The 26,477-nt window shown below is 62.9% G+C and carries 21 protein-coding genes and 1 tRNA gene; 11 read left to right on the forward strand and 11 right to left on the reverse strand.

Annotated elements, in window-relative coordinates; all coding sequences use genetic code 11:
- Positions 1-14 precede the first annotated feature (14 nt).
- Genes thrC through argS form a run of 4 tightly spaced genes read right to left on the reverse strand, consistent with a single transcriptional unit; the run spans position 15 to position 5,474 of the window.
- Positions 15-1,097: a threonine synthase gene (thrC, locus tag ACYP01_RS04795; protein WP_003941280.1), complete on the reverse strand. Its 1,083-nt coding sequence runs from the start codon at positions 1,095-1,097 to the stop codon at positions 15-17.
- The gene (locus ACYP01_RS04800) at positions 1,094-2,407 is read right to left on the reverse strand and encodes a homoserine dehydrogenase (protein WP_007726192.1); all 1,314 of its coding nucleotides are present in this window, start codon (positions 2,405-2,407) and stop codon (positions 1,094-1,096) included. The genes thrC and ACYP01_RS04800 overlap by 4 nt, the downstream gene beginning before the upstream one ends.
- Positions 2,404-3,825 (reverse strand): diaminopimelate decarboxylase, encoded by a 1,422-nt coding sequence (lysA, locus tag ACYP01_RS04805; protein ID WP_003941384.1) that lies wholly within the window; start codon positions 3,823-3,825, stop codon positions 2,404-2,406. The genes ACYP01_RS04800 and lysA overlap by 4 nt, the downstream gene beginning before the upstream one ends.
- Positions 3,822-5,474 (reverse strand): arginine--tRNA ligase, encoded by a 1,653-nt coding sequence (gene argS, locus ACYP01_RS04810; RefSeq protein ID WP_003941360.1) that lies wholly within the window; start codon positions 5,472-5,474, stop codon positions 3,822-3,824. The genes lysA and argS overlap by 4 nt, the downstream gene beginning before the upstream one ends.
- Before the next feature lie 216 nt (positions 5,475-5,690).
- Here argS and ACYP01_RS04815 point away from each other — a divergent pair, with 216 nt between their 5' ends.
- Positions 5,691-6,518: a DUF3105 domain-containing protein gene (locus ACYP01_RS04815; protein WP_058227677.1), complete on the forward strand. Its 828-nt coding sequence runs from the start codon at positions 5,691-5,693 to the stop codon at positions 6,516-6,518.
- Positions 6,511-7,230 (forward strand): DUF305 domain-containing protein, encoded by a 720-nt coding sequence (locus tag ACYP01_RS04820; RefSeq protein WP_058227678.1) that lies wholly within the window; start codon positions 6,511-6,513, stop codon positions 7,228-7,230. Before ACYP01_RS04815 ends, ACYP01_RS04820 begins: the two co-directional genes overlap by 8 nt.
- Positions 7,231-7,300: 70 nt before the next feature.
- On the opposite strand, the gene ACYP01_RS04825 is transcribed toward ACYP01_RS04820, so the two are convergent.
- Positions 7,301-9,670, reverse strand: a complete 2,370-nt coding sequence (locus ACYP01_RS04825; RefSeq protein ID WP_459678808.1) for a phosphoketolase family protein — start codon at positions 9,668-9,670, stop codon at positions 7,301-7,303.
- 243 nt (positions 9,671-9,913) lie between these two features.
- On the opposite strand from ACYP01_RS04825, the gene ACYP01_RS04830 reads away from it, so the two are divergent.
- The 4 genes from ACYP01_RS04830 to ACYP01_RS04845 all read left to right on the forward strand — a co-directional run bounded on the left by ACYP01_RS04830 (position 9,914) and on the right by ACYP01_RS04845 (position 14,327).
- Positions 9,914-9,989 (forward strand) — tRNA-Arg (locus tag ACYP01_RS04830).
- Between the two features lie 89 nt (positions 9,990-10,078).
- Entirely contained in the window at positions 10,079-11,005 is a 927-nt protein-coding gene (locus tag ACYP01_RS04835) for a LysR substrate-binding domain-containing protein (RefSeq protein WP_030537328.1), read from the forward strand.
- Between the two features lie 128 nt (positions 11,006-11,133).
- Complete coding sequence (locus ACYP01_RS04840; RefSeq protein ID WP_058227680.1) at positions 11,134-12,462, forward strand: MFS transporter; 1,329 nt, start codon at positions 11,134-11,136, stop codon at positions 12,460-12,462.
- A 2-nt stretch (positions 12,463-12,464) separates the two neighbouring features.
- Entirely contained in the window at positions 12,465-14,327 is a 1,863-nt protein-coding gene (locus tag ACYP01_RS04845; protein WP_387390509.1) for an FAD-dependent monooxygenase, read from the forward strand.
- A 118-nt stretch (positions 14,328-14,445) separates the two neighbouring features.
- Here the strand turns inward: ACYP01_RS04845 and ACYP01_RS04850 are convergent, their stop codons facing one another.
- The gene (locus ACYP01_RS04850; protein WP_065456552.1) at positions 14,446-15,975 is read right to left on the reverse strand and encodes an MFS transporter; all 1,530 of its coding nucleotides are present in this window, start codon (positions 15,973-15,975) and stop codon (positions 14,446-14,448) included.
- 85 nt (positions 15,976-16,060) lie between these two features.
- On the opposite strand from ACYP01_RS04850, the gene ACYP01_RS04855 reads away from it, so the two are divergent.
- Together ACYP01_RS04855 and ACYP01_RS04860 are read left to right on the forward strand one after the other, a co-directional pair.
- Positions 16,061-16,438, forward strand: coding sequence for a MarR family winged helix-turn-helix transcriptional regulator (locus ACYP01_RS04855; RefSeq protein ID WP_459678809.1), 378 nt, complete (start codon positions 16,061-16,063; stop codon positions 16,436-16,438).
- 233 nt (positions 16,439-16,671) lie between these two features.
- Positions 16,672-17,823 (forward strand): N(5)-(carboxyethyl)ornithine synthase, encoded by a 1,152-nt coding sequence (locus ACYP01_RS04860; protein WP_003941354.1) that lies wholly within the window; start codon positions 16,672-16,674, stop codon positions 17,821-17,823.
- A 9-nt stretch (positions 17,824-17,832) separates the two neighbouring features.
- Here the strand turns inward: ACYP01_RS04860 and ACYP01_RS04865 are convergent, their stop codons facing one another.
- The 5 genes from ACYP01_RS04865 to ACYP01_RS04885 all read right to left on the reverse strand — a co-directional run bounded on the left by ACYP01_RS04865 (position 17,833) and on the right by ACYP01_RS04885 (position 23,201).
- Positions 17,833-18,204, reverse strand: a complete 372-nt coding sequence (locus tag ACYP01_RS04865; protein ID WP_003941292.1) for a nuclear transport factor 2 family protein — start codon at positions 18,202-18,204, stop codon at positions 17,833-17,835.
- On the reverse strand, positions 18,201-19,355 hold the full coding sequence (locus ACYP01_RS04870; RefSeq protein WP_003941396.1) for a 3'(2'),5'-bisphosphate nucleotidase CysQ: 1,155 nt from the start codon (positions 19,353-19,355) through the stop codon (positions 18,201-18,203). Before ACYP01_RS04870 ends, ACYP01_RS04865 begins: the two co-directional genes overlap by 4 nt.
- The gene (gene cysC / locus ACYP01_RS04875; protein ID WP_003941334.1) at positions 19,352-21,196 is read right to left on the reverse strand and encodes an adenylyl-sulfate kinase; all 1,845 of its coding nucleotides are present in this window, start codon (positions 21,194-21,196) and stop codon (positions 19,352-19,354) included. The genes ACYP01_RS04870 and cysC overlap by 4 nt, the downstream gene beginning before the upstream one ends.
- Positions 21,196-22,122, reverse strand: coding sequence for a sulfate adenylyltransferase subunit CysD (gene cysD, locus ACYP01_RS04880; protein WP_003941285.1), 927 nt, complete (start codon positions 22,120-22,122; stop codon positions 21,196-21,198). Before cysD ends, cysC begins: the two co-directional genes overlap by 1 nt.
- A 143-nt stretch (positions 22,123-22,265) precedes the next feature.
- Positions 22,266-23,201, reverse strand: coding sequence for a helix-turn-helix domain-containing protein (locus ACYP01_RS04885; protein WP_003941358.1), 936 nt, complete (start codon positions 23,199-23,201; stop codon positions 22,266-22,268).
- A gap of 116 nt (positions 23,202-23,317) precedes the next feature.
- Here ACYP01_RS04885 and ACYP01_RS04890 point away from each other — a divergent pair, with 116 nt between their 5' ends.
- Genes ACYP01_RS04890 through ACYP01_RS04900 form a run of 3 tightly spaced genes read left to right on the forward strand, consistent with a single transcriptional unit; the run spans position 23,318 to position 26,416 of the window.
- On the forward strand, positions 23,318-24,484 hold the full coding sequence (locus ACYP01_RS04890; protein WP_003941336.1) for a hypothetical protein: 1,167 nt from the start codon (positions 23,318-23,320) through the stop codon (positions 24,482-24,484).
- A gap of 2 nt (positions 24,485-24,486) precedes the next feature.
- A complete protein-coding gene (locus ACYP01_RS04895; RefSeq protein WP_003941313.1) occupies positions 24,487-25,269 on the forward strand; it encodes an SDR family oxidoreductase in 783 nt (260 codons plus the stop codon).
- Positions 25,270-25,276: 7 nt separating this feature from the next.
- Complete coding sequence (locus ACYP01_RS04900; RefSeq protein ID WP_003941406.1) at positions 25,277-26,416, forward strand: sulfotransferase family protein; 1,140 nt, start codon at positions 25,277-25,279, stop codon at positions 26,414-26,416.
- The last annotated feature ends 61 nt before the right edge of the window (positions 26,417-26,477 follow it).

The raw sequence follows: 26,477 nt of genomic DNA on the forward strand, positions 1-26,477 counted from the left end.
TGAATCCACGGACACTATGCAAGCTCGAGGGCAGCCGCGACGGCAACGGGATCGACACCGATCGGCTCGACGTTCGGCATACCCTTCAAAGCCGTGTCAGGATCCTTGAGACCGTTACCGGTCACCGTGCACACGACGGTCAGGCCCGGCTCGAGCCAGCCCTCTGCACGTGCGGCGAGCAGGCCGGCGACGCTGGCTGCCGACGCCGGTTCGACGAAGACGCCCTCGGTGGCGGCGATCAGACGGTAAGCCTCGAGGATCTTCTCGTCGGTGGCGGCACGGAATGCACCGTTCGACTCTTCCTTCGCGGCGACAGCGCCGTTCCAGGAAGCGGGAGAACCGATTCGGATTGCCGTGGCGATGGTTTCGGGATCCTTGACGGGTGCACCGTTGACCAGCGGAGCCGCTCCGGCTGCCTGGACGCCGAGCATGCGGGGCTTCACCGTGGTCAGACCGTCCGCGTAGTACTCGGAGTATCCGCGCCAGTACGCGGTGATGTTACCGGCGTTTCCGACCGGGAGTGCGTGCACGTCGGGAGCCTTGCCGAGGACGTCCATGATCTCGAATGCCGCGGTCTTCTGGCCTTCGATGCGCACCGGGTTGACCGAGTTGACGAGACCGATGGTGGGGAATTCGGCCGTGGTCTTGCGTGCCAGCTCGAGGCAGTCGTCGAAGTTGCCCTGGACCTGAATGATCTTGGCGCCGTGCATGACTGCCTGCGCAAGCTTGCCCATGGCGATCTTGCCCTGCGGGATGAGCACGGCGCAGGTCATGCCGGCCTTGGCTGCATACGCAGCGGCCGAGGCGGAGGTGTTGCCGGTGGACGCGCACAGAACTGCGCGCTGGCCACGGGCCAAGGCGTCGGTGACGGCCATCGTCATGCCGCGGTCCTTGAAGGAACCGGTGGGGTTGAGGCCCTCGACCTTGAGGTAGACGTCGCAGCCGGTGATCTCGGAGAGGTGGCCGGCCGGCAGGAGCGGGGTGCCGCCTTCGCGCAGGGTGACGGTCTTCCAGTTGTCACCGATCGCGAGACGGTCCCGGTATGCCTCGATGAGACCCGGCCATGCCTTGTGGACGGGGTTGACGATGCCGGTCATTGTTCAGTGCCTTCCAGTCGCAGCACGCTGGTCACAGCGGTGACGAATTCGAGTTCGTTGAGGGCCGCCACGGTCTCGGAGAGAGCCGCGTCGGTTGCTACATGAGTGACGACCACCAGACGCGCGCCGGCGCCGGCGCCCTCCTGGCGGACGACGGAGATGCTCACGCCGTGCTTGGCGAACTCGGCGGCGACTGCGGACAGCACACCTTCCTTGTCCGCGACCTCCATGTTCACGTAGTAGCGCGTGAGGATGTCGCCCATCGGGGCGACCTTGAGCTTGGCGTACTTGGACTCGCGGGGGCCGCGGCCGCCGTGAACCTTGTTGCGCGCAGCCATCACCAGGTCACCCATCACCGCGGAAGCGGTGGGGGCGCCGCCTGCGCCCTGGCCGTAGAACATGAGCCGGCCGGCGTTCTCTGCTTCCACGACAACGGCGTTGAACGCGCCGTTGACCGAGGCCAGCGGATGGCTGAGCGGAACCAGCGCCGGGTACACGCGAGCGGAAATCCGCTCCTTGCCCTTGGGCGTGACGATGCGCTCGCAGATCGAGAGCAACTTGATCGTGCAGTCGAGTGCCTTCGCCGAAGCCAGGTCGGCGGAGGTGATCGTGGAGATTCCTTCGCGGTACACGTCCGCGGCAGTGACGCGGGTGTGGAACGCGATCGACGCGAGGATCGCTGCCTTCGCCGCGGCGTCGTAGCCTTCGACGTCCGCGGTCGGGTCGGCTTCCGCGTATCCGAGTCGTCCGGCTTCGGCCAAGGTCTCTTCGTAGTCGGCGCCGGTCTCGTCCATCGCCGAAAGGATGAAGTTGGTGGTGCCGTTCACGATTCCGGCGACCTTGTTGACACGGTCTCCGGCCAACGACTGTGTGAGCGGGCGGATCACGGGGATCGCGCCGGCAACAGCGGCCTCGAAGTACAGGTCGACAGAGTTGGCCTCTGCAGCCTCCGCCAATTCACCGGTGTGGTCCGCGAGCAGCGCCTTGTTGGCGGTCACGACCGACTTACCGGAGTTGAGGGAAGAGAGAATCAGCTTGCGAGGGAGCTCGATTCCGCCGATCACCTCGACCACGATGTCGACGTCGTCACGACCGACCAGGGACTCGGCGTCCGTCGTCTGCAGTTCCTCGGGAATTCCGCGGTCCGAGCCGATACGGCGGACGGCAACCCCCCGCAGTTCCAACGGGGCGCCGACGCGAGCTTCGAGTTCCTCGGCCTGCTCACGAATGATCCGGACGACCTCGCTCCCGACGTTGCCGAGGCCGAGAACGGCCACACCGATAGCGCGATGCGCCGATTCGCTCGTCACTGCGATACCTCCAAGCTGAGCAGATCTTCCACTGTTTCCCTCCGCAGAATCACGCGTGAGACTCCGTCACGCACCGCCACCACGGCTGGGCGGGTGAGCAGGTTGTACCTGCTCGACATCGAATAGCAGTATGCACCGGTCGCTGCTACCGCTAGTAAATCACCGGGCCCGACGTCCTCGGGCATCCAGGTGTCCCGAATGACCACGTCACCGGACTCGCAGTGCTTACCGACGATACGTGCAACGACGGGATCAGCCTCGGAAGTTCGCGAAACCAACTTGGCTTCGTACTCCGCACCGTAGAGGGACGTGCGGATGTTGTCGCTCATCCCGCCGTCGACGCTGATGTAGCGGCGTGTCAGCGAGCTACCCACCGTGACGTCCTTGATGGTGCCGACCTCGTAGAGCGTCACCGTGCCAGGTCCGGCGATGGCGCGGCCGGGTTCGACGGCAAGCGTCGGCTCCGGCAATCCGGCCAGTGCGGACTCGTTGCGCACGATGTGGCCGAGCTTTGCTGCCAGTTCGTCGACGGGCGGCGGGTCGTCGGAGGGGATATACGAGATCCCCATGCCGCCGCCGAGGTCGATGATCGAAATCTGCTTGGTCTTCTCGACTCCGAACTCGGTGACGACGTCGCGGAGCAAACCGATCACGCGGTGCGCTGCCACCTCGAAACCGTCGACGTCGAAGATCTGCGAACCGATGTGGCTGTGCAGGCCGACCAGTCGCAAGTTGTCGGCAGCGAAGACGCGACGGACTGCGTCGATCGCCGCTCCCCCGGCCAGCGAGAAACCGAACTTCTGGTCCTCGTGTGCGGTGGAGATGAATTCGTGGGTATGCGCTTCGACGCCGACGGTCAGTCGGATCAACACGTCCTGAACGACACCGGCCTCACCGGCGACACGATCGAGTCGGTCGATCTCGATCGACGAGTCGAGCACGACGTGTCCGACGCCCGCGGCGACACCAGCGGCCAGTTCGGCGACTGACTTGTTGTTGCCGTGCATGGCAATTCGCTCGGCCGGGAAGTCCGCGTGCAACGCGATCGCCAGTTCGCCGCCGGAGCAGACGTCGAGCGAGAGGCCTTCGTCGGCGACCCAGCGTGCGATCTCGCCACAGAGGAATGCCTTGGATGCGTAGTGCACCTTGGCATCCGGGCCGAAGGCGCGGGCCATGTCACGGCAGCGCGAGCGGAAGTCGTCCTCGTCGATGACGAACAGCGGGGTGCCGTACTTCTCGGCAAGTTCACCGACCTTGACACCCGCGAGGGTCACTTCACCGTCGTCGCCACGAGAAGCGTTGCGCGGCCACACCTGCGGTGAGAGTTCGCCGAAGGCTTCGGGGCTGGTCGGACGGTCGGGCAAGCCGGGGGCCTGCAACTGCTCGGCGTGCTTGGGGCCGGCGGGGTGCGCGTTCACATTTGCTCCGGTGCGGTGACGCCGAGCAGTTCGAGACCGTTGGCCAGGACCTGTCGGGTGGCGGCGCAGAGAGCCAGACGCGCGCGGTGCACGTCGGTGGCGTCTTCGTCGCCTTGCGGAAGGATGCGGCACGCGCCGTAGAAGCGGTGGTACGCACCCGCGAGTTCTTCGAGGTAGCGGGCAATACGGTGCGGCTCACGCAGATTCGCAGCGCTCGACACGACGCGTGGGTACTCGCCGATCGTGCGGATGAGGTCACCCTCCTGCTCGACGGTGAGCAGGGCGAGGTTGCTCGCGTCGGCGGACAGACCGAGGTCTGCGGCGTTGCGAGCGATCGCCGAGAGGCGTGCATGCGCGTACTGGACGTAGTAGACGGGGTTCTCGCTGCTGGTCTTGGTCCACAGGTCGAGGTCGATGTCGATGCTCGAGTCGACCGACGAGCGGATCATGACGTAACGCGAGGCGTCGACGCCGATTGCCTCGACCAGGTCGTCGAGGGTGATGACGGTGCCTGCACGCTTGCTCATCTTGACGGCAGTGCCGTCCTTGACGAGGTTGACCATCTGGCCGATCAGCACCTCGACGGTGTCCGGATCGTCGCCGAATGCGGCAGCGGCAGCCTTGAGACGGCCGATGTAACCGTGATGGTCGGCGCCGAGCATGTAGATACAGAGGTCGAACCCACGTGCGCGCTTGTTCTGGAAGTAGGCGATGTCACCGGCGATGTAGGCGGCGTTGCCATCGCTCTTGATGACGACGCGGTCCTTGTCGTCGCCGTAGTCGGTGCTCTTGAGCCACCACGCACCGTCTTCGTGGAAGAGGTTGCCCGAACCCTTGAGGGATTCGACGGCCTTCTCGACCGCACCGGATTCGAAGAGCGAGTTCTCGTGGAAGTAGACGTCGAAGTCGACGCCGAAGTCGTGCAGGGTCTGCTTGATGTGCGTGAACATCAATTCGACGCCGATGGCGCGGAAGGTTTCCTGCTGCTCGTCGGCAGGCAGATCCATGACGTCGGGACGCTGCTTCAGAACCGAGGCGGCGATGTCGGCGATGTATGCACCGGCGTAACCGTCTTCGGGAGCAGGTTCACCCTTCGCTGCAGCGATCAGCGAACGCGAGAAGCGGTCGATCTGGGCACCGTGATCGTTGAAGTAGTACTCACGTGTTACCAAACCACCCTGCGCGGACAGAATGCGTCCGAGCGCGTCTCCGACTGCGGCCCAACGGGTTCCACCGAGGTGAATCGGTCCGGTGGGGTTGGCGGAGACGAATTCGAGGTTGATCTTCTTGCCGGCGAGGGAGTCACCCGAGCCGTACGACGCACCGGCTTCGAGAACCGACACGACGATCGCGCCCTGGGCGTCCTTGTCCAACCGAATGTTGAGGAAGCCGGGCCCGGCGATCTCGGCGGATTCGATTCCGTCGGCAGCGGTGAGGGCTTCGGCGATCCAGCCCGCCAGCTCGCGGGGATTCGTGCCGACCTTCTTGGCTACCTGCATGGCAATGTTGGTGGCGTAATCGCCGTGCTCGGGGTTGCGTGGTCGCTCGACGGTGAGGGTTTCGGGTAGCACGGATACGTCGAGGCCACGATCGGCAAGGACGCTCGCTGCGGTTCCGCGGAGCAGTTCGGCAAGGTCAGCTGGAGTCACAGGTATTCATCCTATTGCCTGCACACCGGAAGTGGAGACTCGCCTCACGCCTCGCTCTCCGTGAACGTGCGCGGGGCCGCTGTGGCGTGTCGCACGCCACTCTCAAAGTTTGCCCTCAGACTCGGAAAGTACAGTGGTAATGCCCGAGCTACCACCGCGTACCTTCATGCGCGGGCGCGCCACACCTCAAGCCCACACACCGAAAGAGCCCAATCGATGCCAAGCGGTTCCGATAGTCGCGGTCCCAACAAGAACTCCGGGGCCAAATCAGCCAAGGCCATCAAGGCCGCCAACAAGAACAGTCGGCCGGCCAAGAAGGGCAAGGGCGGCGTCCCCGCTCCCCGCCAGATCCCCTGGCTGTCGATCGGCGCCGGTGTGGCTGTGCTCGCACTCATCGCCGTGCTCGGTATCAATCTGTGGCCCAAGGTCGAGGAGCGGCAGGCCCTCGAGCCGTACAAGTACAGCTCCGAGAACAAGGATCCGTCGGACAAGATCGACGGCGTCCTCAAGATCGAGTACCCGGCCGGCCAGCACGTCGATTCCACTCAGCGCGTGGCGTACGACCAGACCCCGCCGTTCGGTGGCCCGCACGACGCCACCTGGGCTAACTGCACCGGAACCGTGTACGCCGACCCGATTCGCACCGAGAACGCCGTCCACTCGCTCGAGCACGGCGCCATCTGGATCACGTACAACCCCGATCTCGTCGACCAGGACCAGATCGACAGTCTCGCCGGACGCGTGAACGGCAAGTCCTACATGCTGATGTCGCCGTACCCCGGTCAGAGCAGCCCCATTTCTCTGCAATCGTGGGGCCATCGCCTCGAGATCGACAAGGCCGACGACGATCGCATCGATCAGTTCATCACCGCGCTGAATCAGAACCCGAACGTCTACCCCGAGGTCGGCGCGAGCTGCACCAATCCGCTGTTCACTCCGTCGACGTCGCCGTTCGATCCGACACCTCCGGGCCCGGACGCCATCCAGATGGACGGCACGGGCGCTACCCCGGCCACCGACGAGCAGATTCCCGCCGGTGGATAGTTCACAGAACACCGATCAGTCTTCGAAGCCGAGTCAGCGCACCGCACTGCTGATCATCGGTCTGATCGGCGCGATCGCCGTCGGTTTTGCATTGGGCGCATTCACCAATCTCCTCGGACCCGACGCGAAGTCGTCACTGACCGTTCCGGCATCGGATTCGGTGGACGTCGGATTCGCTCAGGACATGAGCGTGCATCACAGCCAGGCCGTCGACATGGCGGCCATCGCCCTGACGAAGTCCACCGACAACGACGTACGCACGCTCGCGTTCGACATCTTGACCACGCAGCAGAACCAGCTCGGTCAGATGCAGGCGTGGCTGACCATGTGGGATCAGCCGCTGTCCAAGGTGGGCCCGTACATGGAGTGGATGTCGTCCGATTCGGGCTCCGGCCATGGATCGCACGGGACTTCGGCCACGATGGACATGAGTCATTCCGGGCCGGTCGACACGATGCCCGGCATGGCGTCCCCCGAGGACCTTGCGGCTCTCCGCGCAGCGGAAGGTCTGCAACTCGACACCTTGTTCCTGCAGCTGATGCTTCGTCACCACGAAGGTGGGCTTCCGATGATGGAGTACGCAGCAGCCGACGCCACCGAGGGGCCGGTGCGCAGCCTGGCGCAGACGATGGTCAACACGCAGCAGAGCGAGTCCAAGCTGATGACCGACATGTTGGCAGCTCGCGGCGCAGTGCCACTGCCCATGAACTGAACTGCACTGCACTGCACTGCACTGCACTGAGCCGCAATTGTTCAGACCCAACTGGGCCTGGTCCTGAATTTCAGGACCAGGTCCAGTTTTCTACTTCCGGCATGTCTTCGAGGTGCTCGACGATGTAACGCGAGTGCTTTTCGAGTTGTGTGCGGCAGAACTCCGCCAACTCGGACGCCCCGGCCGGCCGACGCTTGGAGCGTCGTAGCGCCTCGATCACCAGGTGGTAGCGGCTCATCTTGTTGAGGACAACCATGTCGAACGGTGTTGTGGTTGTTCCCTGTTCACTGAATCCGCGAACGTGGAAGCGCTCTGGACTCGGACGCCCGTGAATCAGTTCGTGCACGGCACGCGAGTATCCGTGGAATGCGAACACGACGTCGGTCTGCGCGGAGAACAGATCGAGGAAGACCCGCTCCCCGAATCCGTGGGGATGCTCGGTTGGCGTCAGCAAGGCCATCAGATCGACGACGTTGACGACGCGGGTGATCAGTTCGGGTGTGTGATCGCGCAGCAACTGTGCAGCAGACAGGATCTCCTGCGTCGGCACATCTCCCGCGGCGGCCAGGACCACGTCCGGTTCCTGTCCGCGAGCCTCGGTTCCGGCCCATTCCCAGACCGAAGCGCCCGCCGCGCAGTGCTCGTGCGCTTGCTCGAGCGTGAGGTACTGCAGGTGCGGTTGCTTGTCCACGACTATCAGGTTGACGTGGTCGGTACTACGCAGGCAGTGGTCCGAGATCGAGAGCAAGGTGTTGGAATCCGGCGGCAGCCACACGCGGATCACACTGGGTGCCAAGGGAATAACGGCGTCGATCATGCCGGGGCCCTGATGACTGAATCCGTTGTGGTCGTTGCGCCAGCACGTACTGGTCAACAGCACGTTGAGCGAAGCGACAGACGCCCGCCACGGCAGGTCGACGGCATGTTGGAGCCACTTGGCGTGCTGGATGAGCATCGACACGCTCACCATCGCAAATGCTTCGTAGCTCGCGAACATCCCGTGTCGGCCCGACAGCAGATAGCCCTCGAGCCATCCCTCGCAGAGGTGCTCGCTGAGGACCTCCATGACACGACCGTCCGCGGACAGCCCGTCGTCGTAGTCGGTGATCGGCAGTTGCCAGCAGCGATCGGTTGTCTCGAATACGGCGCCGAGGCGATTGCTCGACGTCTCGTCCGGACAGAAGAGTCGGAAGATCCCGCCGCTGTCCTCGGTTTCCGTGGCGGCGTAGATGTCGCGCAGAAGCTCGCCGAGAACTCGCGTCGTCTCGTGGAAGGTCGAACCCGGGGATTGGATGGGAAGCGCATACTTTTCGAGCGGCGGCATCGGGAGATCGACGCGAAGTCGTCCACCGTTCGCGTAGGGAGTGCTCCCCATGCGCTTGTCCCCCGTCGGCGACAGCGCCGCCAGTTCCGCGACGAGTGATCCGTTGGCGTCGAACAACTCGTCCGGACGGTACGACCGCATCCACTCTTCGAGTTGCCGCAGATGTGATTCGTTGCTTCGCACGCCGGACAACGGCACCTGGTGCGCACGATGTGTGCCCTCGACCAAGATTCCGTCGACGGTGTGTGGACCGGTCCATCCTTTCGGCGTCCGCAACACGATTGCCGGCCACGAACCCGTCCACTCCTCTCCGCGGCGTGCGGCACCCTGCATCTCGCGGATCTTCTCGTGCGCCTGCGAGATCGCTTGATACAGCTGAGGAAACACCGCGTCGGGGTCGTCACCGGAGACGACGATCGGCGCCCACCCCTGTCCACCAAGATAGGCCTGGATGTCTTCGTCGCTGCTGCGTCCGTAGACCGTCGGCCCGGCGATCTTGGCACCGTTCACGTGCAGGATCGGCAGCACCGCGCCGTCGCGTCGTGGATTCAGGAACGCCGGGAGCTTCCACGAGCCGGACAACGGCCCGGTCTCCGCTTCGCCGTCGCCGATCACACAGGCCACCACGAGGTTCGGATGATCGAAGGCAGCGCCGGCCGCATGGGCAAGGGCGTAGCCGAGCTCGCCGCCTTCGTGGATGCTTCCGGGTGTCTGCACACTCACATGGCTGGGCACTCCGCCGGGAGCGGAGAATCGCCGACACATCCGGTGGATGCCCTCGGCGTCGTCCGAGACTTCCGGATAGATCTCCGAGTACGTTCCCTCGAGATACGTCGACGCGACCAGCGCCGGACCGCCGTGCCCGGGACCGGTCACGTAAAGCCAGTCTGCGCCGGTGGCGACGATGTGCCGATTGAGGAGCGTGTAGATCATCGACAAGCCGGGGCTGGTCCCCCAGTGCCCGAGCAGTCGGGGCTTGATGTGCTCGGCACGCAACGGTTCCCGCAGAAGCGTGTTGTCCTTCAGATAGATCTGCGCGACGGTCAGGTAGTTGGCCGCTGCCCACCACTTCAGGTCGAGCGCGAGCTGGTCTTCGGAATAGTGGTGATCGGTCATCAACGACTCCCGTACCTCACGAGGGTGCCCGAGCAGTCCGCCCGAGCCTGTGCTCAGAGCCGAGCCTAGGCGTAAAAAGCATCCGAGTCAGTCGGTACAGATGATTCGACGACCATGGTCCCCGGCCGCATCCTCGACTACCTCACGCGAGGACGCCATGCCGAGACGGGTGCCGGTTTGGTCTTGTCCCCCCGTGATGCGCTACGCTAACGCAGCCCAATCGGCACACCGAGTATTCGGTGCGCCCCCGTAGCTCAGGGGATAGAGCGTTCGCCTCCGGAGCGAAAGGTCGCAGGTTCGAATCCTGCCGGGGGCACCACGAAGACGCAGGTCAGCGATTGATCGTCGACCTCTTCACGGTGCCACACCAAAATATTCAGGGCAATCTACCCGACTACTGTCGATCTCATGCCTCGCATCGATCCTGCTCCCACGTACACGATGCGTCAGCTTGCTGCGTTTGTCGCGGTAGCCGAGACCGGAACGATCAGTGCCGCGGCCGAGCGCCTGCACCTCTCTCCTTCCGCCCTGTCCGCGGCGCTCACCGAACTCGAACGCGCGCTCAAAGTTCAACTGTGCGTTCGCCGTCGCTCATTCGGCATTCAACTGACCCGCACCGGTGAATCCGTTCTGGTGCGCGCCCGGGCGCTACTTCAGCAAGCCGGGGAACTCGAATCCGATGCGCTCGGAACCGGCGGAAGCGTGTCGGGGCCCATCGCGATCGGCTGTTATCCCGCTCTGGGGCCGACGGTGTTGCCGTCGATGATCGCCGGGTTCACCCGTGAGAATCCTGACGCGCAGGTGGAGTTCCGCGAGGACACTCAGAATCGGCTCCAGACACATCTCGAGAACGGCGAGTTGGACCTCGCAATCGCTTACGACCTGGACCTGTCTCCACAATTGCGCACAGTTCCGTTGGCCATCCGCGAACCCTTGATCGTCCTGGGTGCAGAACACCCACTCGCGCGGTCCGAGCGACCGATCCATCTTCCGGACCTGGCGGAACACCCGATGGTTCTCCTCGACGCGCCGCCGAGCACCAAACACGCGCTCGACGTCTGTCGCGCAGGCGGATTCGCCCCGAAGGTTGCCTACAGAACTGCGAACTTCGAGACGGCGAGGGCATTTGTCGGCCGTGGCCTCGGCTGGACGCTGCTACTCCAGCGGCCCAAGATCGACGTCACGTACGAGGGGCTCGAGGTGGTCGTCAAGACCATCGCTTCCCCCGCCGTGCCGTCGGTGCACGTAGTTCTCGCTTGGCACCAGAACACTCGCCTCAGCCGCGTCGCACGCGCTTTCATAGAATTCGTTTCACCCTCAGAACCTGCCCAATAGTCCCGCTACCAGGCAGCGGAGCTGGTTCCACGTATTTTCCGTGCAAGAACCTCCAATTCTTTCGCTTTTCAATTGTTGTGGCGCACGTCATTGTTTCTTCAAGCCACATTCATCTCGAAAGGCACTTCATGACCTCCATCGCCTCACCGACCGCAACGCGCGCCGCCGCGACGGTCAAGGCGCGTAAGGCCGCCCTCGGCAGCTTTGTCGGCACCGCCATCGAGTGGTACGACTTCTTCATCTACGGCACCGCCGCCGCACTCGTGCTCGGCAAGCAGTTCTTCCCCGGCACGTCCGATCTGGCCGGCACCCTCGCCGCCTTCGCCACCCTCGCCGTCGGATTCGTCGCGCGTCCCATCGGCGGAATCGTGATGGGCCACTTCGGCGACCGCATCGGACGCAAATCCATGTTGGTCACCTCGTTGATGCTGATGGGCTGCGCCACCGTTGCCATCGGGCTGCTACCCAACTACGCCGCTATCGGCGTCTTTGCCCCCGTACTCCTGGTGACCTTGCGATTCGTTCAGGGACTCGGTGTCGGCGGCGAGTGGGGCGGCGCAGTTCTGGTCGCCACCGAAAACGCACCGGAGGGCAGGAAGGGGCTGTACGGCAGCGCACCACAAATCGGTGTTCCCGCAGGCGTACTGGTGGCCAATCTCGTCTATCTCCCCCTCGCCGCCTTCATGGACGACGATGCATTCAACTCCTGGGGATGGCGAATCCCGTTCCTGCTCAGCGCAGTTCTGGTGGGCGTTGCGATGTGGATCCGTCTCGGCCTCGAGGAAAGTGACGAGTTCACCGCGTCGAAGTCCGAGGCACCGGCGGAGTCCATGCCGATTCTCGAGGTTCTCACCAGACACTGGAAGACTGTGCTCCTCGCCGGTGGAACCTTCATCGCCACCAACGGAATCGCGTACGCGTACATGGTTTACGTCCTCAAGTACGGCGAGACCGAACTAGGCTTCAGCAAGACCACGATGCTCTTTCTTCTCATCGCATCCTGCCCGTTCTGGATGGCGGGAATGGCTTTCAGCGCTCACAAGTCGGACACTCTCGGACGCCGGACCGTCTACATCCGCAGTTCGATCACCCTGGTAGTGGCGGCAGCGGTGTTCTTTCCGCTGATCGACACAGCGATCGTTCCGGTGATGCTCGTATCGATGATCGCCCTCGGCTTCACGCTCGGCTGCTGCGCCGGCCCACAAGCGGCACTGTTCGCCGAATTGTTTCCCGCACACATCCGCTACAGCGGAGCGTCACTCGGCTACCAGATCGGCGCAATCCTCGGCGGCGGTCTGGCCCCGATGATCGCCACCGCGCTCTACGCCGCCTTCGACACCTCGTTCGCCATCACCGTCTACTTCGTGATCATTGCCGTGATCAGCCTGGTTTCCATCCTGCTGCTCCCGGAACCTCAACTGATCCCGAAAAACACTGCCGCACAGAAAGTCTCGTGACCATGTCGACCTACTTTCATCCGAAGAAGTACGCACCCGAGGACTTCGCCTCCCTGGCGCCTTCGGCCGACGCACTTCCCGTCGTGATCGTCGGAGCCGGCCCCGTCGGCATGGGCGTAGCCATGGGCTTGGCGCAGCGCGGCATTGCCGTCACGATTCTCGAAGCGGCCGATCAGGTCTCGTTCGGCAGTCGCGCGATCTGCGTGTCACGCCACAGCCTCGAAGTTGCCGAACGCCTCGGCTTCGGTGCCGAGCTCGAAGACATCGTTCTGCCGTGGGTGGGTGGTCGGAGTTACTACCGCGATCAGGAAGTACTGCAGTTCCGCATGGCATCCGCCGAGCACGACGCGCGTGGACCCATGGTCAACGTCTCGCAATCCGAGTTCGAGCAGATCATGACCGACAAGCTGCTCGCTCACCCACTGGTGAACTTCCACTGGTCGTCGTCGATCGCCGGCATCTCCGTCGGTGACGACGAGGTGACTCTGACCGTCGACACCGCGTTCGGAACCCGCGAACTGCGCGCGGCGTGGGTCGTTGCCGCCGATGGTGGACGCAGCAAGATGCGCGAACTCACCGGAATCCGCTTGCAGGGCAACAGCTACGAGGGCAACTACGTCATTGCCGACATTCATTGGGAATCGGAACTCCCGGCCGAGCGTCTGGTGTGGTTCGACGCACCCAGCAACCCGGGGTCCACGATCATCATGCATCGCCAACCACGGGACATCTGGCGCATCGACTACCAGCTCGACGCCTCGGACGATCCGGAAGCGGAGACGCAAGAAGATCGCATCCGTGACCGCATCACGCGTCACCTCGAATGGCTCCAGAGCGACATCCCCTGGACCCTGGAATGGTTCGGCTTCTACCGCGCCCACGCACTCGCTCTGGAAGATTTCACTCACGGCCGTGTGCTTTTTGCCGGCGACGCCGCGCATCTCGTTCCGATCTTCGGTGTGCGCGGCCTGAACTCGGGCATGGAAGACGCTGAGACCTTGGTGTGGCAACTAGCCGCCGTCATCAACGGAGCTGCCGATTCCACCATCCTCGACGCGTATTCGAAGGAACGTCGCAGCGCGTGGCAGCAGAACGTCGACAACGCAGGCAAGTCGACGCTCATCATGTCGCCGGGAAGTCACGGCTACCGGACCACCCGCGATGCCGTACTCGAAATCGCCACCAAGCGAAGCGAATTCGCGCACCTCATCAACCCGCGCCAGTCGAGTGCGACGCACGCCCGGCTCTCCCCGCTGACGTGGCCCACAGCTGCGGGCGCCGAGGGCGTACTACCCGGCGATCCGTTGGAAGACAGGGTCGTCCAGGTCTCGGCGGACGGTTCATCTACCTCCTTGAACAGTCTGCGCGGTACTGGATTCGGCCTGCTGGCTTTCGGACTGTCAGCTGAGCTGGTATCCGAACTCGACACGCAAGCCGAAATCCTTGCTCAGGCCCTTGCACCGGAAACCGTACGCGTGATCACCGTGGGAACTACCGGCTCCACGGTTCCCGATGCCGAAGGCAATCTCGCATCTGCCCTCGGCGCTCGTGTCGGCGAGATCTTCGTGATTCGGCCCGACGGATTGGTGCTGTGCCGCATCAGCGATCCCACGCAATTGAACGACGTGGCCAAGCACCTCACCGCCGGCACCGCCCCGACGCACTTCGACTCGCAACAGTCCGTCACGACGACTGTGATCGACGACGAGGGCCGCCGCGAACACGTCTGGTTGACACTGTCGAATGCACTGGATCAGGCTGATCCGTCCGACCGCGAAGCCATGTTGGTGCGCCTTGCCTTGATTCTCGGTTCGCAAGCTACGTCGACGAGCTTCGACGTAGCACTGAAAGACGCTGCTCTGTAAGACGCTGCCCTGAAAGACGCTGCCCTGAAATCTGCCACCCGATAGTTCAGACACAGCAACTCGGCCGCGCAGGATTGTCTCCTACGCGGCCGAGCGCATTCGCGGATGAAGCAAGTATTCAGTTGACCTCGGCCAATTCCTTTTCTTCCTCAGCGCGCCTTTCACGCACGGATCTTCCCCGCTGCGACCTTCCACGTAACAGCGGCGAGACGGTGATCGCCAAGCCCACCAGCGCGACTCCGGTAACCAGGATCAGTCCGGGATGGAACTGCTCGAATCCGGCCGTACCGGCGCCGGACGCGGTGTGCGATCCAGCGGTCACGAGGGCAGTGGTCAGAGCGAGCACGAGCGCCGCACCGACCTGAGCGGAGGTGTTCACCAGCCCGGACGCCAAACCCTGCTCCGAGTCGTCGACACCCGAGGTGGCCTGGGCCATGATCGAGGTGTACCCCAGCGCGAATCCGAGTCCGAGCAGGATGACGCTCGGCAGAATCGCCACGACGTACGACGGTGAATCGCTGCCCGCGAAGAGGAACCAGAGGTACCCGACGCTGAGCGAGGTCAGTGCCGCGATGATGAGCTTGGCACTGCCGTACAGGTCGACCAGCCGTCCGACGAACGGCGATCCGAATGCGACGATGATGCCCGCGGGCAGCAGTGCCATCGCCATCTTCAGGGGCGACCAGCCGAGGGCCGATTGCAGGAAGATCGTCATCATGAACTGGAAGCTCAGGTAGGAACCGAAGAGCGCGATGATGGCCAGATTTGCACGAACGATGGTGCCGACGCGCAGAAGCCCAAGTCGCACAAGCGGATGCGCCACCTTCTTCTCCACGAAGAAGAACGTCGCCAGAAGCACGGCTGCGACGGCGAACGAACCCAGCGTCATCGGGTGTGCCCATCCACGGGTCGGAGCCGAAACCATCGTGTACACCGTGAGAAGCATTCCCGTCACCAGGGTGACGGCGCCGACGAGGTCGTGTCCCCCGGTATCTGCGGGACGGTCCCGCGGAATGAGGAAGTACCCACCGATCAGCGCGATGACGGCAAACGGAACCGGCATCAGGAACGTGAATCGCCAACCGGCACTCGTCAGCAGCCCACCGAGGATCAGACCGGACGAGTAACCACTGGCGCCGAACACGGAGAACACCGACAGCGCACGGTTACGGGCCGGACCTTCCTTGAACGTCGTGGTGAGAATGGACATTGCGGTCGGAGCGGTGAAGGCGGCAGCCAATCCCTTCACGAATCGTGATGCGATCAGCAGTGTTCCGTTGTCGACAAGGCCACCGACCAGCGAGGCGATTGCGAAGACGGTCAGCGCGATCAGGAAGACCTTCCTGCGCCCGAGAAGATCGGCGGTACGTCCACCGAGTAGCAACAGGCCGCCGAATCCGAGGACGTAGCCGTTGATGATCCACTGCAGCGAGGTAGTGGACAGGCCCAGTTCATTGCCGATGGACGGAAGAGCGACGCCCACCATCGACACATCGAGACCGTCGAGGAACAACACGAGGCAGAGCACCGCGAGGATGCCCCACAGCTTGAGGGACCAGCCCTCCCCTGTGGCCGGATCCGAGGATTCCGTAGAAACCGGGGCTTCCGGCGAATCGAATGGTTTGAGTGTCGAGTCTGTGCAAGTCACGTCAGCGAGAATAGATGCACATGCACATAATGCACAAGCATTTAATGCAATTGCACGTAATCGAGTCTTCAACTAGAATGCGGTCGTGACGTCGGAATCCGAATTGCGCAACACCTGGCGCTCGCTGTCGACCAGCTACAACGACATCGCGTGCGAACTCGATCGCCAGATGCAGTCGGCGCATGGGCTGAGCATGAGCGACTTCGAGGCTCTCGACCGACTCATGGACGCCACGTGCGAACGTCCACGCATGCAGGAGCTTGCCTCGGAGATGTACCTGAGCCCCAGCGCGCTCTCCCGTAGCGTGGCCCGTCTCGAGAAGGCCGGACTGGTTCAGCGAGCACTGTGCGAGGCCGACCGGCGCGGAATCTTCGTCGACGTCACCGACAAAGGACGTCAGATACACGCGGACGCCAGCAAAATCCAACTGGCCGTACTGGATTCACGCCTGCGCGAGCAGTAGCCACACGTCAGCGGAGCACGACACAGCGCCCGGCCACCGCGCGAGGGCCGTTCCGGACTAGACTGAGCACATACCGACGCGCCTTTCTGTTGCCGTCGGCGATCGACAGCAGCGCAGCCAGCACGCTTTCACGCGGTCCTGGCCGAGGCAATCTGCCAGCGTTCCTGCGGCTTCTGCTAGTCCCTCAGGCTCCTGCCTGACATCTCTACCTGCTCCTATCGAGAGATACACAATTGAACAACGCACGCACCCTTGGAGTCATCGGACAGTCGAGCAAACCGGCAGAACGCCGGTTGCCGATCCATCCTGCGCATTTCGATCGCATCGATGCCGAACTACGTTCTCGGATCTACCTCGAAGAAGGCTACGGCCACCCCTTCGGCTACTCCGACGACTACCTCTCGCGCCTCGTTGCCGGAATCCGCACGCGCAAGCAGATTTTGGCGGAAACCGATGTGGTTCTGCTACCGAAGCCGTTGGTGCGTGACCTCGCCGAGCTACGATCAGGTCAGGTTCTCTGGGGCTGGCCGCACTGTGTCCAGGACACCGAACTGACACAGATCGCGATCGACAAGAAACTGACTCTCATCGCCTTCGAGGCCATGAACTTCTGGCACAGCGACGGATCGTTCAATCTGCATGTGTTCCACAAGAACAACGAGCTCGCCGGTTATTGCTCGGTACTGCACGCCCTGCAGTTGATCGGTTCCACCGGTGACTACGGCCGGCGTCTCACCGCTGCCGTGATCGGTTTCGGAGCCACTGCACGCGGCGCGGTCACAGCACTCAAGGCGCACGGTATCCACGAAGTGGACGTCCTCACCCAGCGTGGAGTCACCGCCGTCAGCTCCCCCATCCACTCGGCGCGCATGGTCTCGTTCGACAACAACAACGGTGACGTCCGTGGCAGCCACGTCATGCTCGACAACCACAGCGTGCCGGTGCCCGGTTTCTTGGCCGAGCACGACATCGTCGTCAACTGCGTACTGCAGAACACGGACGCCCCACTGACGTTCCTGACCGAGGAAGACCTCATGGACTTCCAACCCGGCAGCCTCATCGTGGACGTATCGTGCGACGAAGGCATGGGCTTCAGTTGGGCTCGCCCCACCTCGTTTGCCGAGCCGACCTTCATCGTCGGTGACAACATCACCTACTACGGTGTCGACCACAGTCCGTCATACCTGTGGAACTCCGCGTCGTGGGAGATCAGCGAATCACTTCTTCCCTACCTGCCCACTGTGATGGCAGGAGAGACGGCCTGGAAGGCAGACGAGACCGTCGACCGCGCCATCGAAATCCGTGACGGCGTCATCGTGAATCCCGCCATTACGCGTTTCCAGCACCGTTCGGCGGACTACCCGCACGCTGTCATCGCGGAGTAGGCGCCCCGATCAGGCCTGGCCGGCTGCCGCGTTGATCGGTGCCATGTCGAAATAGTCGCGCCAGGCTTTGATCTTTCCGTCCTCGACTTCGAACACCCCCATGACCGGGAGCGCTACCTCGGCGCCGTTGATGGTGAAGACGTCGACGCGCTCGTTCATGACGGTGTTGCCGTCCGCGACCTGACGCTTGATCTGAAAGTCGATGTTGCCGAAGGCACCGACAAACTGCTCGATGAACGCCCGGACGGCCTCGCGACCGACCACGGGCTCCATCGGGATGTTGTGATAAACGACGTCATCGGTGAAGTAGTCGACAATTTTCGCGACATCGGCATTTGCCCACAGTGCGCAGAATTCGGTGACCAGCTTGTCCGGTGTCATTGTGTGCCAGCCTCTTTCGAATCGTCTTCGTGGGGTTCGATGATTGCCAGGATGCTTTCGATCTCGCCTGCCGGTATCCCGAAGTACTCGGTCACGAAAACCGTGACGGCCGGTGCCTGGCCAGGTGTTCCGAGGTCGAGCAGATACCGGGCTACGACGCTCTCGCCCCACTCACGCAGCGCGAGTTCACGTATCGCCACGATTCCGCGATATTGCTGGCCTTGTTCGAGCTCGTTGCTGATGAAGGCGCCGCTGTCACCGGTTCGCTGACCGTTCTCGACCCGCCAGGCGTCGGCGGCGAAGCGGACCTTCGTTGCGTCATGAGTGAGCAATGCGTTCACGTATTCACGCGCCATAGCGACGCGTCCGCTGACCGCAGACTCCGTGGAGTGCTTGGCAATTGCGCCCAGGATCGACTCCGACAACTCCGGTCGGCAGATCACGAGATCCGGCAGGTACGGATGAGATTCGTTGTAGAGCAGCGGCGAACCGTCGATGCGGCTGCAATGCAGTCCCGCCGCCTGTGCGACGCCGACGGGTGCAGCCGAATCCCATTCCCACTGCCCACCGGCGTGCAGGTACGCGTCGACCTCGCCGCGCACCACCGCCATCGCCTTGGCGCCGGCCGATCCCATGTGCACCACGTCGGCGCCGAGTTCGGCTGCCACCGCTTCGGTGAATGCGGGTGGTCGCGATCCGCTGACTACTACGCGGAGCGGCGAGTTGGCGGCAACCGAAGCTGCCTCGTCGCCACTGGAGTACACCGCTCCGAGCGCCGGCTGAGCAACCGCGGCTGCGGTAATTCCGCGACCGCGCTCCCAAAGCGCCACGTGCACTGCCCAATCCGCATGATTCGGCAAGCCGTATTCCTTGGAGCCGTCCAGCGGATCGATGATCCAGACCCGAGCTGCATCCAGACGACTGCGATCGTCGGCAGATTCCTCAGAGAGCACGGCATCGCCCGGCCGCTCGGCAGCCAACCGGTCGAGGATGTAGGAATCGGCGGCCTTGTCGCCCCGGCGGCCCAGTTCACGACCGTCGTCGACACCCAGACCCTCGGCTCGGATCCCCAGGAGGATCGCACCGGCGGCCTGCGCCAATTCCGCCGCGAGTGCCTCGTCGGCGATTCTGCTGTGTGTGGATTCGCTCACCGGTCCAACACTTCCATAATTCGCAGCGCAAGTTCGGTAGGCGTTCCGTCTTCGGGTCTGATCACCAGCTCGGGACTGGTCGGAGCTTCGTAGGGATCGTCGACTCCGGTGAATCCCGTGATTTCCCCGGCCCTGGCCTTGGCGTACATGCCCTTGGGGTCTCGGGCTTCACATTGCTCGATCGGGGTGTCGACGTAGACCTCGACGAACTTCAGCCCGGCGGCCTCGTGCGCCGCCCGCACTCGATCACGATCTTCGCGGTACGGGCTTATCAGGCAGGCCACTGCCACTGCACCTGAATCAGCGAACAACTGCGCCACCGAGCCGACTCGGCGGACGTTCTCGGCGCGGTCATCGGCACTGAATCCCAGATCCGCGTTCAATCCGTGCCGGAGGTTGTCGCCGTCGAGGCGGTACGCCGGGATACCCGCGGCCACCAACCGCCGCTCCAGTTCCACCGCGATCGTCGACTTACCCGAGGCCGAGAGACCGGTGAGCCACACGGTGGCGCCGGCAGTCGCACGTTCCTCGCGAGAAACCTCCGAACTGTGCCAGACGACGCGCGATTCCTTGAGCGTCGGACCGTTGATCATTCCGGCGGCGACGGTATTGCCCGTGGTCTCGTCCACGAGAATGAAGCTGCCCGTCACGCGGTTGCGGCGGTAGGGATCGAACATCAACGGCTGCTGCGTCTTGATCGAGATGCGGCCGATCTCGTTGAGGGACAGAGATTCTGCCTTCTCGTCGCGGTGCAGAGAATTGACGTCCAGCCGGTAGTCGAGCTTGACGATCTGCGCTTTCGTGGAGCGCGTGGTGTGCAGCAACGAGTAGCGATTGTTCTCCGACAGAGTTGTCTGTTCGGTCAACCAACAGACCATCGCATCGATTTCCTGCCCGACCTGCGGCCGGTTGTTGAGCCGACACAATTGGTCCCCGCGGCTGACGTCGAGGTCGTCGGTCAGCTCGATGCATACGGCCGAGGGCGCAAACGCTTCGTCGATCACGTCACCGCCCGGCCCGTGGACTGCCTTCACCGTCGAGGTGAATCCTGAAGGCAAAGCCACGATTTCGTCGCCGGGCTTGAAGACGCCACTGGCCACCGTTCCGGCGTATCCACGGAAATCGTGGAGGTCGGCGTCGGTCTGCTTCTGCGGACGGATCACGTACTGCACCGGGAAACGCGCGTCGATCAAATTGCGATCCGACGCGATGTGCACCTGCTCGAGATGGTGCAGCAGAGAAGGCCCGTCGTACCAGGACATGTTCTCGGTCCGGGCAACGATGTTGTCCCCCAACAGCGCCGAGACCGGAATGAACGTCAGGTCGTGGACGTCCAGTTTGATCGCGAACTGTCGGAATTCTTCCTTGATCTCCTCGAACCGTTCCTGAGACCAGCCCACCAGGTCCATTTTGTTCACACACAGCACGAGGTGGGGTATCCCCAGGAGAGTGGACAAGAAGGCGTGCCGCCGCGTCTGTTCGAGCACCCCTTTGCGAGCATCCACCAGGATCAGGGCAAGATCGGCCGTCGACGCGCCGGTCACCATGTTGCGGGTGTACTGCTCGTGCCCGGGAGTGTCCGCGATGATGAACTTCCGATGAGGGGTCGCGAAATACCGGTGGGCCACGTCGATCGTGATGCCCTGTTCACGCTCGGCGCGCAATCCGTCGGTCAGTAGCGCGAGGTTGGCGTACTCGTCGCCGCGTTCTCGACTGCTCCGTTCCACGGCCTCGAGTTGGTCCTCGAAGATCGACTTGGAGTCGTAGAGCAACCGGCCGATGAGTGTCGATTTTCCGTCGTCGACACTGCCCGCTGTAGCGACTCTCAGCAGTTGCGGCATCAGAAGTACCCCTCTTTCTTACGATCTTCCATGCCAGCTTCGGAAATCCGGTCATCAGCTCTGGTTGCGCCACGCTCCGTGATACGGCTCGCCGCAACTTCTTCCACGACAGCGCCCGGTGTTTCGGCCGACGATTCGACACATCCGGTACACGTTGCGTCGCCGACCGTACGGAAGCGCACCAACGCCTCGTAGGACTCTTCGCCGGCGCGAAGCTCGAGGAAACGGGTGCGTGCCAACAACATTCCGTCGCGTGGAACCACCTCGCGACGATGGGCGTAGTAGATGCCGGGGAGGTCGATCTGCTCGCTCTCGATGTACTGCCAGATGTCGAGCTCTGTCCAGTTGGAGAGCGGGAAGATCCGAATATGTTCGCCCTTACGGTGTTTGCCGTTGTACAGGTTCCACAGTTCAGGTCGCTGCACCTTCGGATCCCATTGCCCGAACTCGTCCCGGAAGCTGAACACCCTCTCTTTGGCGCGCGCCTTCTCCTCGTCTCGGCGAGCACCACCGAACACGGCGTCGAACTTGTTGTCGCGAATTCCGCGCAGCAACGCGTGCGTCTGCAGGCGATTGCGACTGGAACCGACTCCGGTGTCCTCGATGACGCGTCCGGCGTCGATGTCGTCCTGCACGCTGGAGACGACAAGACGCAGGTTGAAGCGATCGACCGTCTGGTCGCGGAATTCGATCACCTCGTCGAAATTGTGACCGGTGTCGACGTGCATCACAGCGAACGGCAGTGGGGCAGGCCAGAATGCCTTGGCCGCTACGTGCAGCATCACGACGGAATCCTTACCTCCGGAGAACAGGAGGACCGGCTTTTCGAAAGTCGCTGCGACTTCGCGGAATATATGGACCGCCTCCGCTTCGAGTGCTCGCAGATGCGACAACTCGTAGGCGGGCGGGGTCTGGAGTGTTGCCATGTCTTTCGCTCCTGAGCATCACGTACTCCGTGCGGAACACCATTTCCGCATCGGTACATTTATGTACCGGACTGGTTCTAAATTGAACGCAATCACAGAATAGAACTCGTTCTACCCAAAGGTCAATGACCGGCAATCAGACGTCACAGACCGCGAACCGGACTCCTGCCACCAACTTCCGCCGTCACCGCATCCGCCGCCGCAACCAGCGCCGCGGCGCGGTGCTCGATCTCGGCACCCGTGATCGCCCCACCCACATACAGAGTGAGCACAAGGGCCTGATGCCCCTCGGCGTCATAGGTCGGGGCGGCAATGAGACTCACCGGATGCTCGTCGTCAGAGCTGATGTCGCGTCCGAGATACACCCTCTCGCCCAGGCTCGACACCATCTCACCGAGCAGTTCACGCACCTCCGGCGGAAGATCGTGCGTCGCAACGCCCGCCATCAGCGTGTGCAGTCGCTGCCCGACGGGATCCAGACTCTCGACCAGATACCCCGCAGCGCGACACTCGCGGACCACGTTCCACAGACGCTCGCGATCCAAGCGCACCGGCAGGCTCGGCTCTTTGCTCAGCCAACTGTCCATGTCGTGATCCGAACCCCAGAGGACGTACATCAGTCCGACCGGTGGAGCGAACGGGTACACCTGACCGACCTTGGCGGCGCGACGCGCGCCGATCGGTCCGGTCACTTCGAGAACGCTGATCTGATCACCGATCACACCGGACGCCGTGCACGTCGTCCCGAACTCCGTGCTCACTTTCTCCAGATGGGTGCGGGCAATGGGTCCGACGGCAAATCCCCGCTGAGCTGCACGTCCGGCTGCGATCAAGGCCGGACCGAGCCCATAGGTCTTCGACACCTCGTCCCGAGTCAGGTATCCACGATCAGCCAGCGCCGTGAGGATTCCCAAGCAGGTGGGCTTGCTGATCTCGAGCGCGCGGGCCAGTTCCGACAGCCCGAACCGCTGATCAGGGCGGCCGACGAGGTAGTCGAGCACCTGAACCACCCGTTCGGTGGGAGGCGATTGTCTCCCCCTCGGGCGTCCCTCTTCAGGCGTCTTCTCCGGTCCACCCATTGACCACTCCCTAGAACGCGTTCTATTGTCGAAATACCCAACATCTACCAAATAGGTACATATTTGTACCACGACGCTCTGGACCGGCGACATAGTCGGAACTGTGAGGAGCCAGCGTGCTGACGGACCCGTTTGCCGAGGCGATCGCCGAAGCCGAGAAATTGATCGAGACTGCGCCGCACATCAGATCCGAACAGGATCTACTGGAGGGATACCAATATCTGGCCGGCGGAATCATCGCGACGACGCATGCCGCCTGGGCCGGCGAAAAGACCCATCCGAGTTTCATCCAGGGCACCGGACCATTCACCAAGATGGGCCTCGACAACCCCGACACTCTGTACTTCGGCGCCCGAATCAACGACGACAAGGAATACAAGGTCACCGGAAAGCGCGGCACCACAGCCGATCTCAGCTTCCAAGTGTTGAGTGGGAACTACACCAACTCGAACGTTCCCGGAAGCGAAATTGCCTTCGACGACCGCGAGCTGGAGATAGACGACGACGGCAACTTCGTCGCTTGGTTCGGCCCCGGCCCCGCCGACGGACGAGCCAACTACTACACCCTGGCGCCCGGATCCTCGCAGCTGGTCGTTCGCGAGGTCTACAGCGACTGGAGTCAGCAGCGCGGCGTGATCCGCATCGAGCGCACCGATTCGATCGGGATCGCGCCGCCACCTCTTACCGCCGAAGAGACCGAGAAGCGTTACGCCCGGGCTGGGAAGGCACTGGTCACGCGGGTCAAGACGTGGCTCCAGTTCCCGGAGTGGTTCTACCTCAAGCTCGCGGTCAACACCATGACCGAACCACGCCTGACACCGGGCGGGCTGGCAACGCAGTACTCGTCGGTGGGACATTACGAACTCACCGACGAGCAGGCGATGATCATCACCGTTCCCGCCTCCGACGCACCGTATCTCGGCTTCCAACTGGGGAGCCTCTGGTACATCTCACTGGACTACGTCAATCATCAGACCTCCCTCAACAACGGCCAGGCACAGGTCGATCCGGACGGGATGGTTCGAATGGTGGTCAGCGAGAAGAACCCCGGTGTCACAAACTGGATCGAAACCGTCGGACATCCGCGCGGCATTCTGCAGTTCCGTTGGCAGCGCGTGTCCCGCGAGCTGACGCCGCAGGACGGTCCCACCGTCGAAATCGTCGCCGTTGCAGATATTGCGAAGCACCTGCCGCATTTCGACACCAACACCATCACCGCCGAGGACTGGGCAGCGCGCATTGCCCAGCGCCAGGCCGCCATCGACAACCGAATGCTGGGGTAATCATGACCGCCTTGCTCGAAGGCCGTGTAGTAGTCATCTCCGGAGTCGGTCCGGCACTCGGCCGCGCTCTGGCCCTTCGATGTGCGTCGGCCGGCGCGAGTCTTGTTCTCGCAGCACGTACGCAATCGCGACTCGACGACGTCGCGAAGGAAATAGTCGATGCCGGTGGGCGCGCCGTCACCGTTGCCACCGACATCACCGACCAGGCTTCCGCCGAGAACCTGGTGGCCGAGTCCATTGCCGCCTACGGCAAAGTCGACACTCTGATCAACAATGCATTCTCGATTCCGTCGATGAAACCGTTGGCTCGCACCGATTACCAGCACATCCGCGACAGCATCGAACTGACCGTACTGGGTGCGTTGCGCCTGACGCAGCTGTTCACGCCGGCACTTGCCGAGTCGGACGGCTCCGTGGTGAACATCAATTCGATGGTGTTGCGGCATTCGCAAGAGCGTTACGGCAGCTACAAGATGGCGAAGTCGGCCCTGCTCGCCATGTCGCAGTCCCTGGCCACCGAACTCGGCCCGCAGGGAATTCGTGTCAATTCGATTGCACCCGGCTATATCTGGGGAGACACCCTCAAGGGATACTTCGCGCACCAGGCGGAGAAGTTCGGCATGACCGTCGAGCAGATCTACGAGCACACTGCGTCGAACACCGACCTCAAGCGCCTGCCGACGACGGATGAAGTATCCGATGCGGCGATCTTCCTGGCGTCTCCGATGGCCAGCGCGATCACCGGCCAATGCATCGACGTCAACTGCGGCGAATTCCATCACTAGGAGCACCATGACTGAACGCACTCACGTCGGCACCGTCGAGGATCTCCATGCCTCGGCGACGAGGATGACCGGCCTGACGGACTTCGGCGTCGACGATTACACCGAGGCTCTGTCGGTCCTCCTCGAGTCTTACGACCGCGACGAGGATCTGACGCCCTTCGGCAGCAAGATCTCTCGAGTATTCCTTCGCGGCGCCCTGGTGGCCCGTCTGCTCAGTGAATCGGCGTGGAAGGAGCATCCGGAACACGCCGACGTCAAGATCGAGCGGCCGATCTTCGTCACCGGATTGCCACGGACGGGCACCACTGCCTTACACCGCCTCCTCACGGTCGACCCGGCTCACCAGGGCCTCGAGATGTGGCTGACCGAGTTCCCTCAGCCTCGCCCGCCTCGCGATACGTGGGAATCGAACCCGGTCTTCGCCAAGATCGAGGAGACATTCGGTCAACACCACGTCGAGCATCCCGAATTCATGGGCGTGCACTACATGTCGGCCAGCGAAGTCGAAGAATGTTGGCAACTCTTGCGTCAGACGTTCAAGTCCGTGTCGTACGAGTGCCTGGCAAATCTACCCACGTACTCCGCATGGCTGAAGGACCAGGAGTGGTCGAACGCCTATGCACGACACAAGAAGAACCTGCAGCTGATTGGTCTGCCCGATCAGGATCGACGGTGGGTCCTCAAGAACCCGAGCCACCTGTTTGCGCTCGACGAATTGATGGAGGCGTACCCCGACGCTCTCGTCATTCAGACTCACCGCTCCCCTACGACGATCATTCCGTCGGTGTGCAGCCTGGCCGCCCAGGCTACAGAGGGTTGGTCGAACACGTTCACCGACAAGGTGATCGGCGAAAGTCAGCTCGAATTGTGGGCCAGGGGGCTCGAGCAGTTCGACAGTGCACGCGCACACCACAATCCCGCACAGTTCATCGACGTCGACTATCAGGACTTCGTCACCGATCCGCTGGGAACCGTCGAGAACATCTACACGCACTTCGACATCCCGTTGACAGCTGCCGCGCAGCAGTCGATGGAGGCCATGCACGAGGAAAGCCGCTCGGGTGCTCGCAAACCTTCGCACAAGTACACGCTCGAGGAGTTCGGTCTGACGAAGGAGCAGGTGGAAGAGCGATTCGGAACTCGCTGACCACCGCTGGCCGACGACCTTGCTGACAACTGAAGCCCCGCCGATCGGCGGGGCTTCAGTG

The organism is Rhodococcus sp. no. 34, assembly GCF_054589475.1.

What these genes read in the sequence shown, in the direction of transcription:
- ACYP01_RS04825 (WP_459678808.1), bottom strand. Translation starts at nt 9,670, where the DNA reads ATGACCGATCACCACTATTCCGAAGACCAGCTCGCGCTCGACCTGAAG.
- ACYP01_RS04840 (WP_058227680.1), top strand. Translation starts at nt 11,134, where the DNA reads ATGACCTCCATCGCCTCACCGACCGCAACGCGCGCCGCCGCGACGGTC.
- cysC (WP_003941334.1), bottom strand. Translation starts at nt 21,196, where the DNA reads ATGCCGCAACTGCTGAGAGTCGCTACAGCGGGCAGTGTCGACGACGGA.
- thrC (WP_003941280.1), bottom strand. Translation starts at nt 1,097, where the DNA reads ATGACCGGCATCGTCAACCCCGTCCACAAGGCATGGCCGGGTCTCATC.
- ACYP01_RS04885 (WP_003941358.1), bottom strand. Translation starts at nt 23,201, where the DNA reads ATGGGTGGACCGGAGAAGACGCCTGAAGAGGGACGCCCGAGGGGGAGA.
- ACYP01_RS04845 (WP_387390509.1), top strand. Translation starts at nt 12,465, where the DNA reads ATGTCGACCTACTTTCATCCGAAGAAGTACGCACCCGAGGACTTCGCC.
- ACYP01_RS04900 (WP_003941406.1), top strand. Translation starts at nt 25,277, where the DNA reads ATGACTGAACGCACTCACGTCGGCACCGTCGAGGATCTCCATGCCTCG.
- ACYP01_RS04835 (WP_030537328.1), top strand. Translation starts at nt 10,079, where the DNA reads ATGCCTCGCATCGATCCTGCTCCCACGTACACGATGCGTCAGCTTGCT.
- ACYP01_RS04815 (WP_058227677.1), top strand. Translation starts at nt 5,691, where the DNA reads ATGCCAAGCGGTTCCGATAGTCGCGGTCCCAACAAGAACTCCGGGGCC.
- ACYP01_RS04865 (WP_003941292.1), bottom strand. Translation starts at nt 18,204, where the DNA reads ATGACACCGGACAAGCTGGTCACCGAATTCTGCGCACTGTGGGCAAAT.
- ACYP01_RS04895 (WP_003941313.1), top strand. Translation starts at nt 24,487, where the DNA reads ATGACCGCCTTGCTCGAAGGCCGTGTAGTAGTCATCTCCGGAGTCGGT.
- cysD (WP_003941285.1), bottom strand. Translation starts at nt 22,122, where the DNA reads ATGGCAACACTCCAGACCCCGCCCGCCTACGAGTTGTCGCATCTGCGA.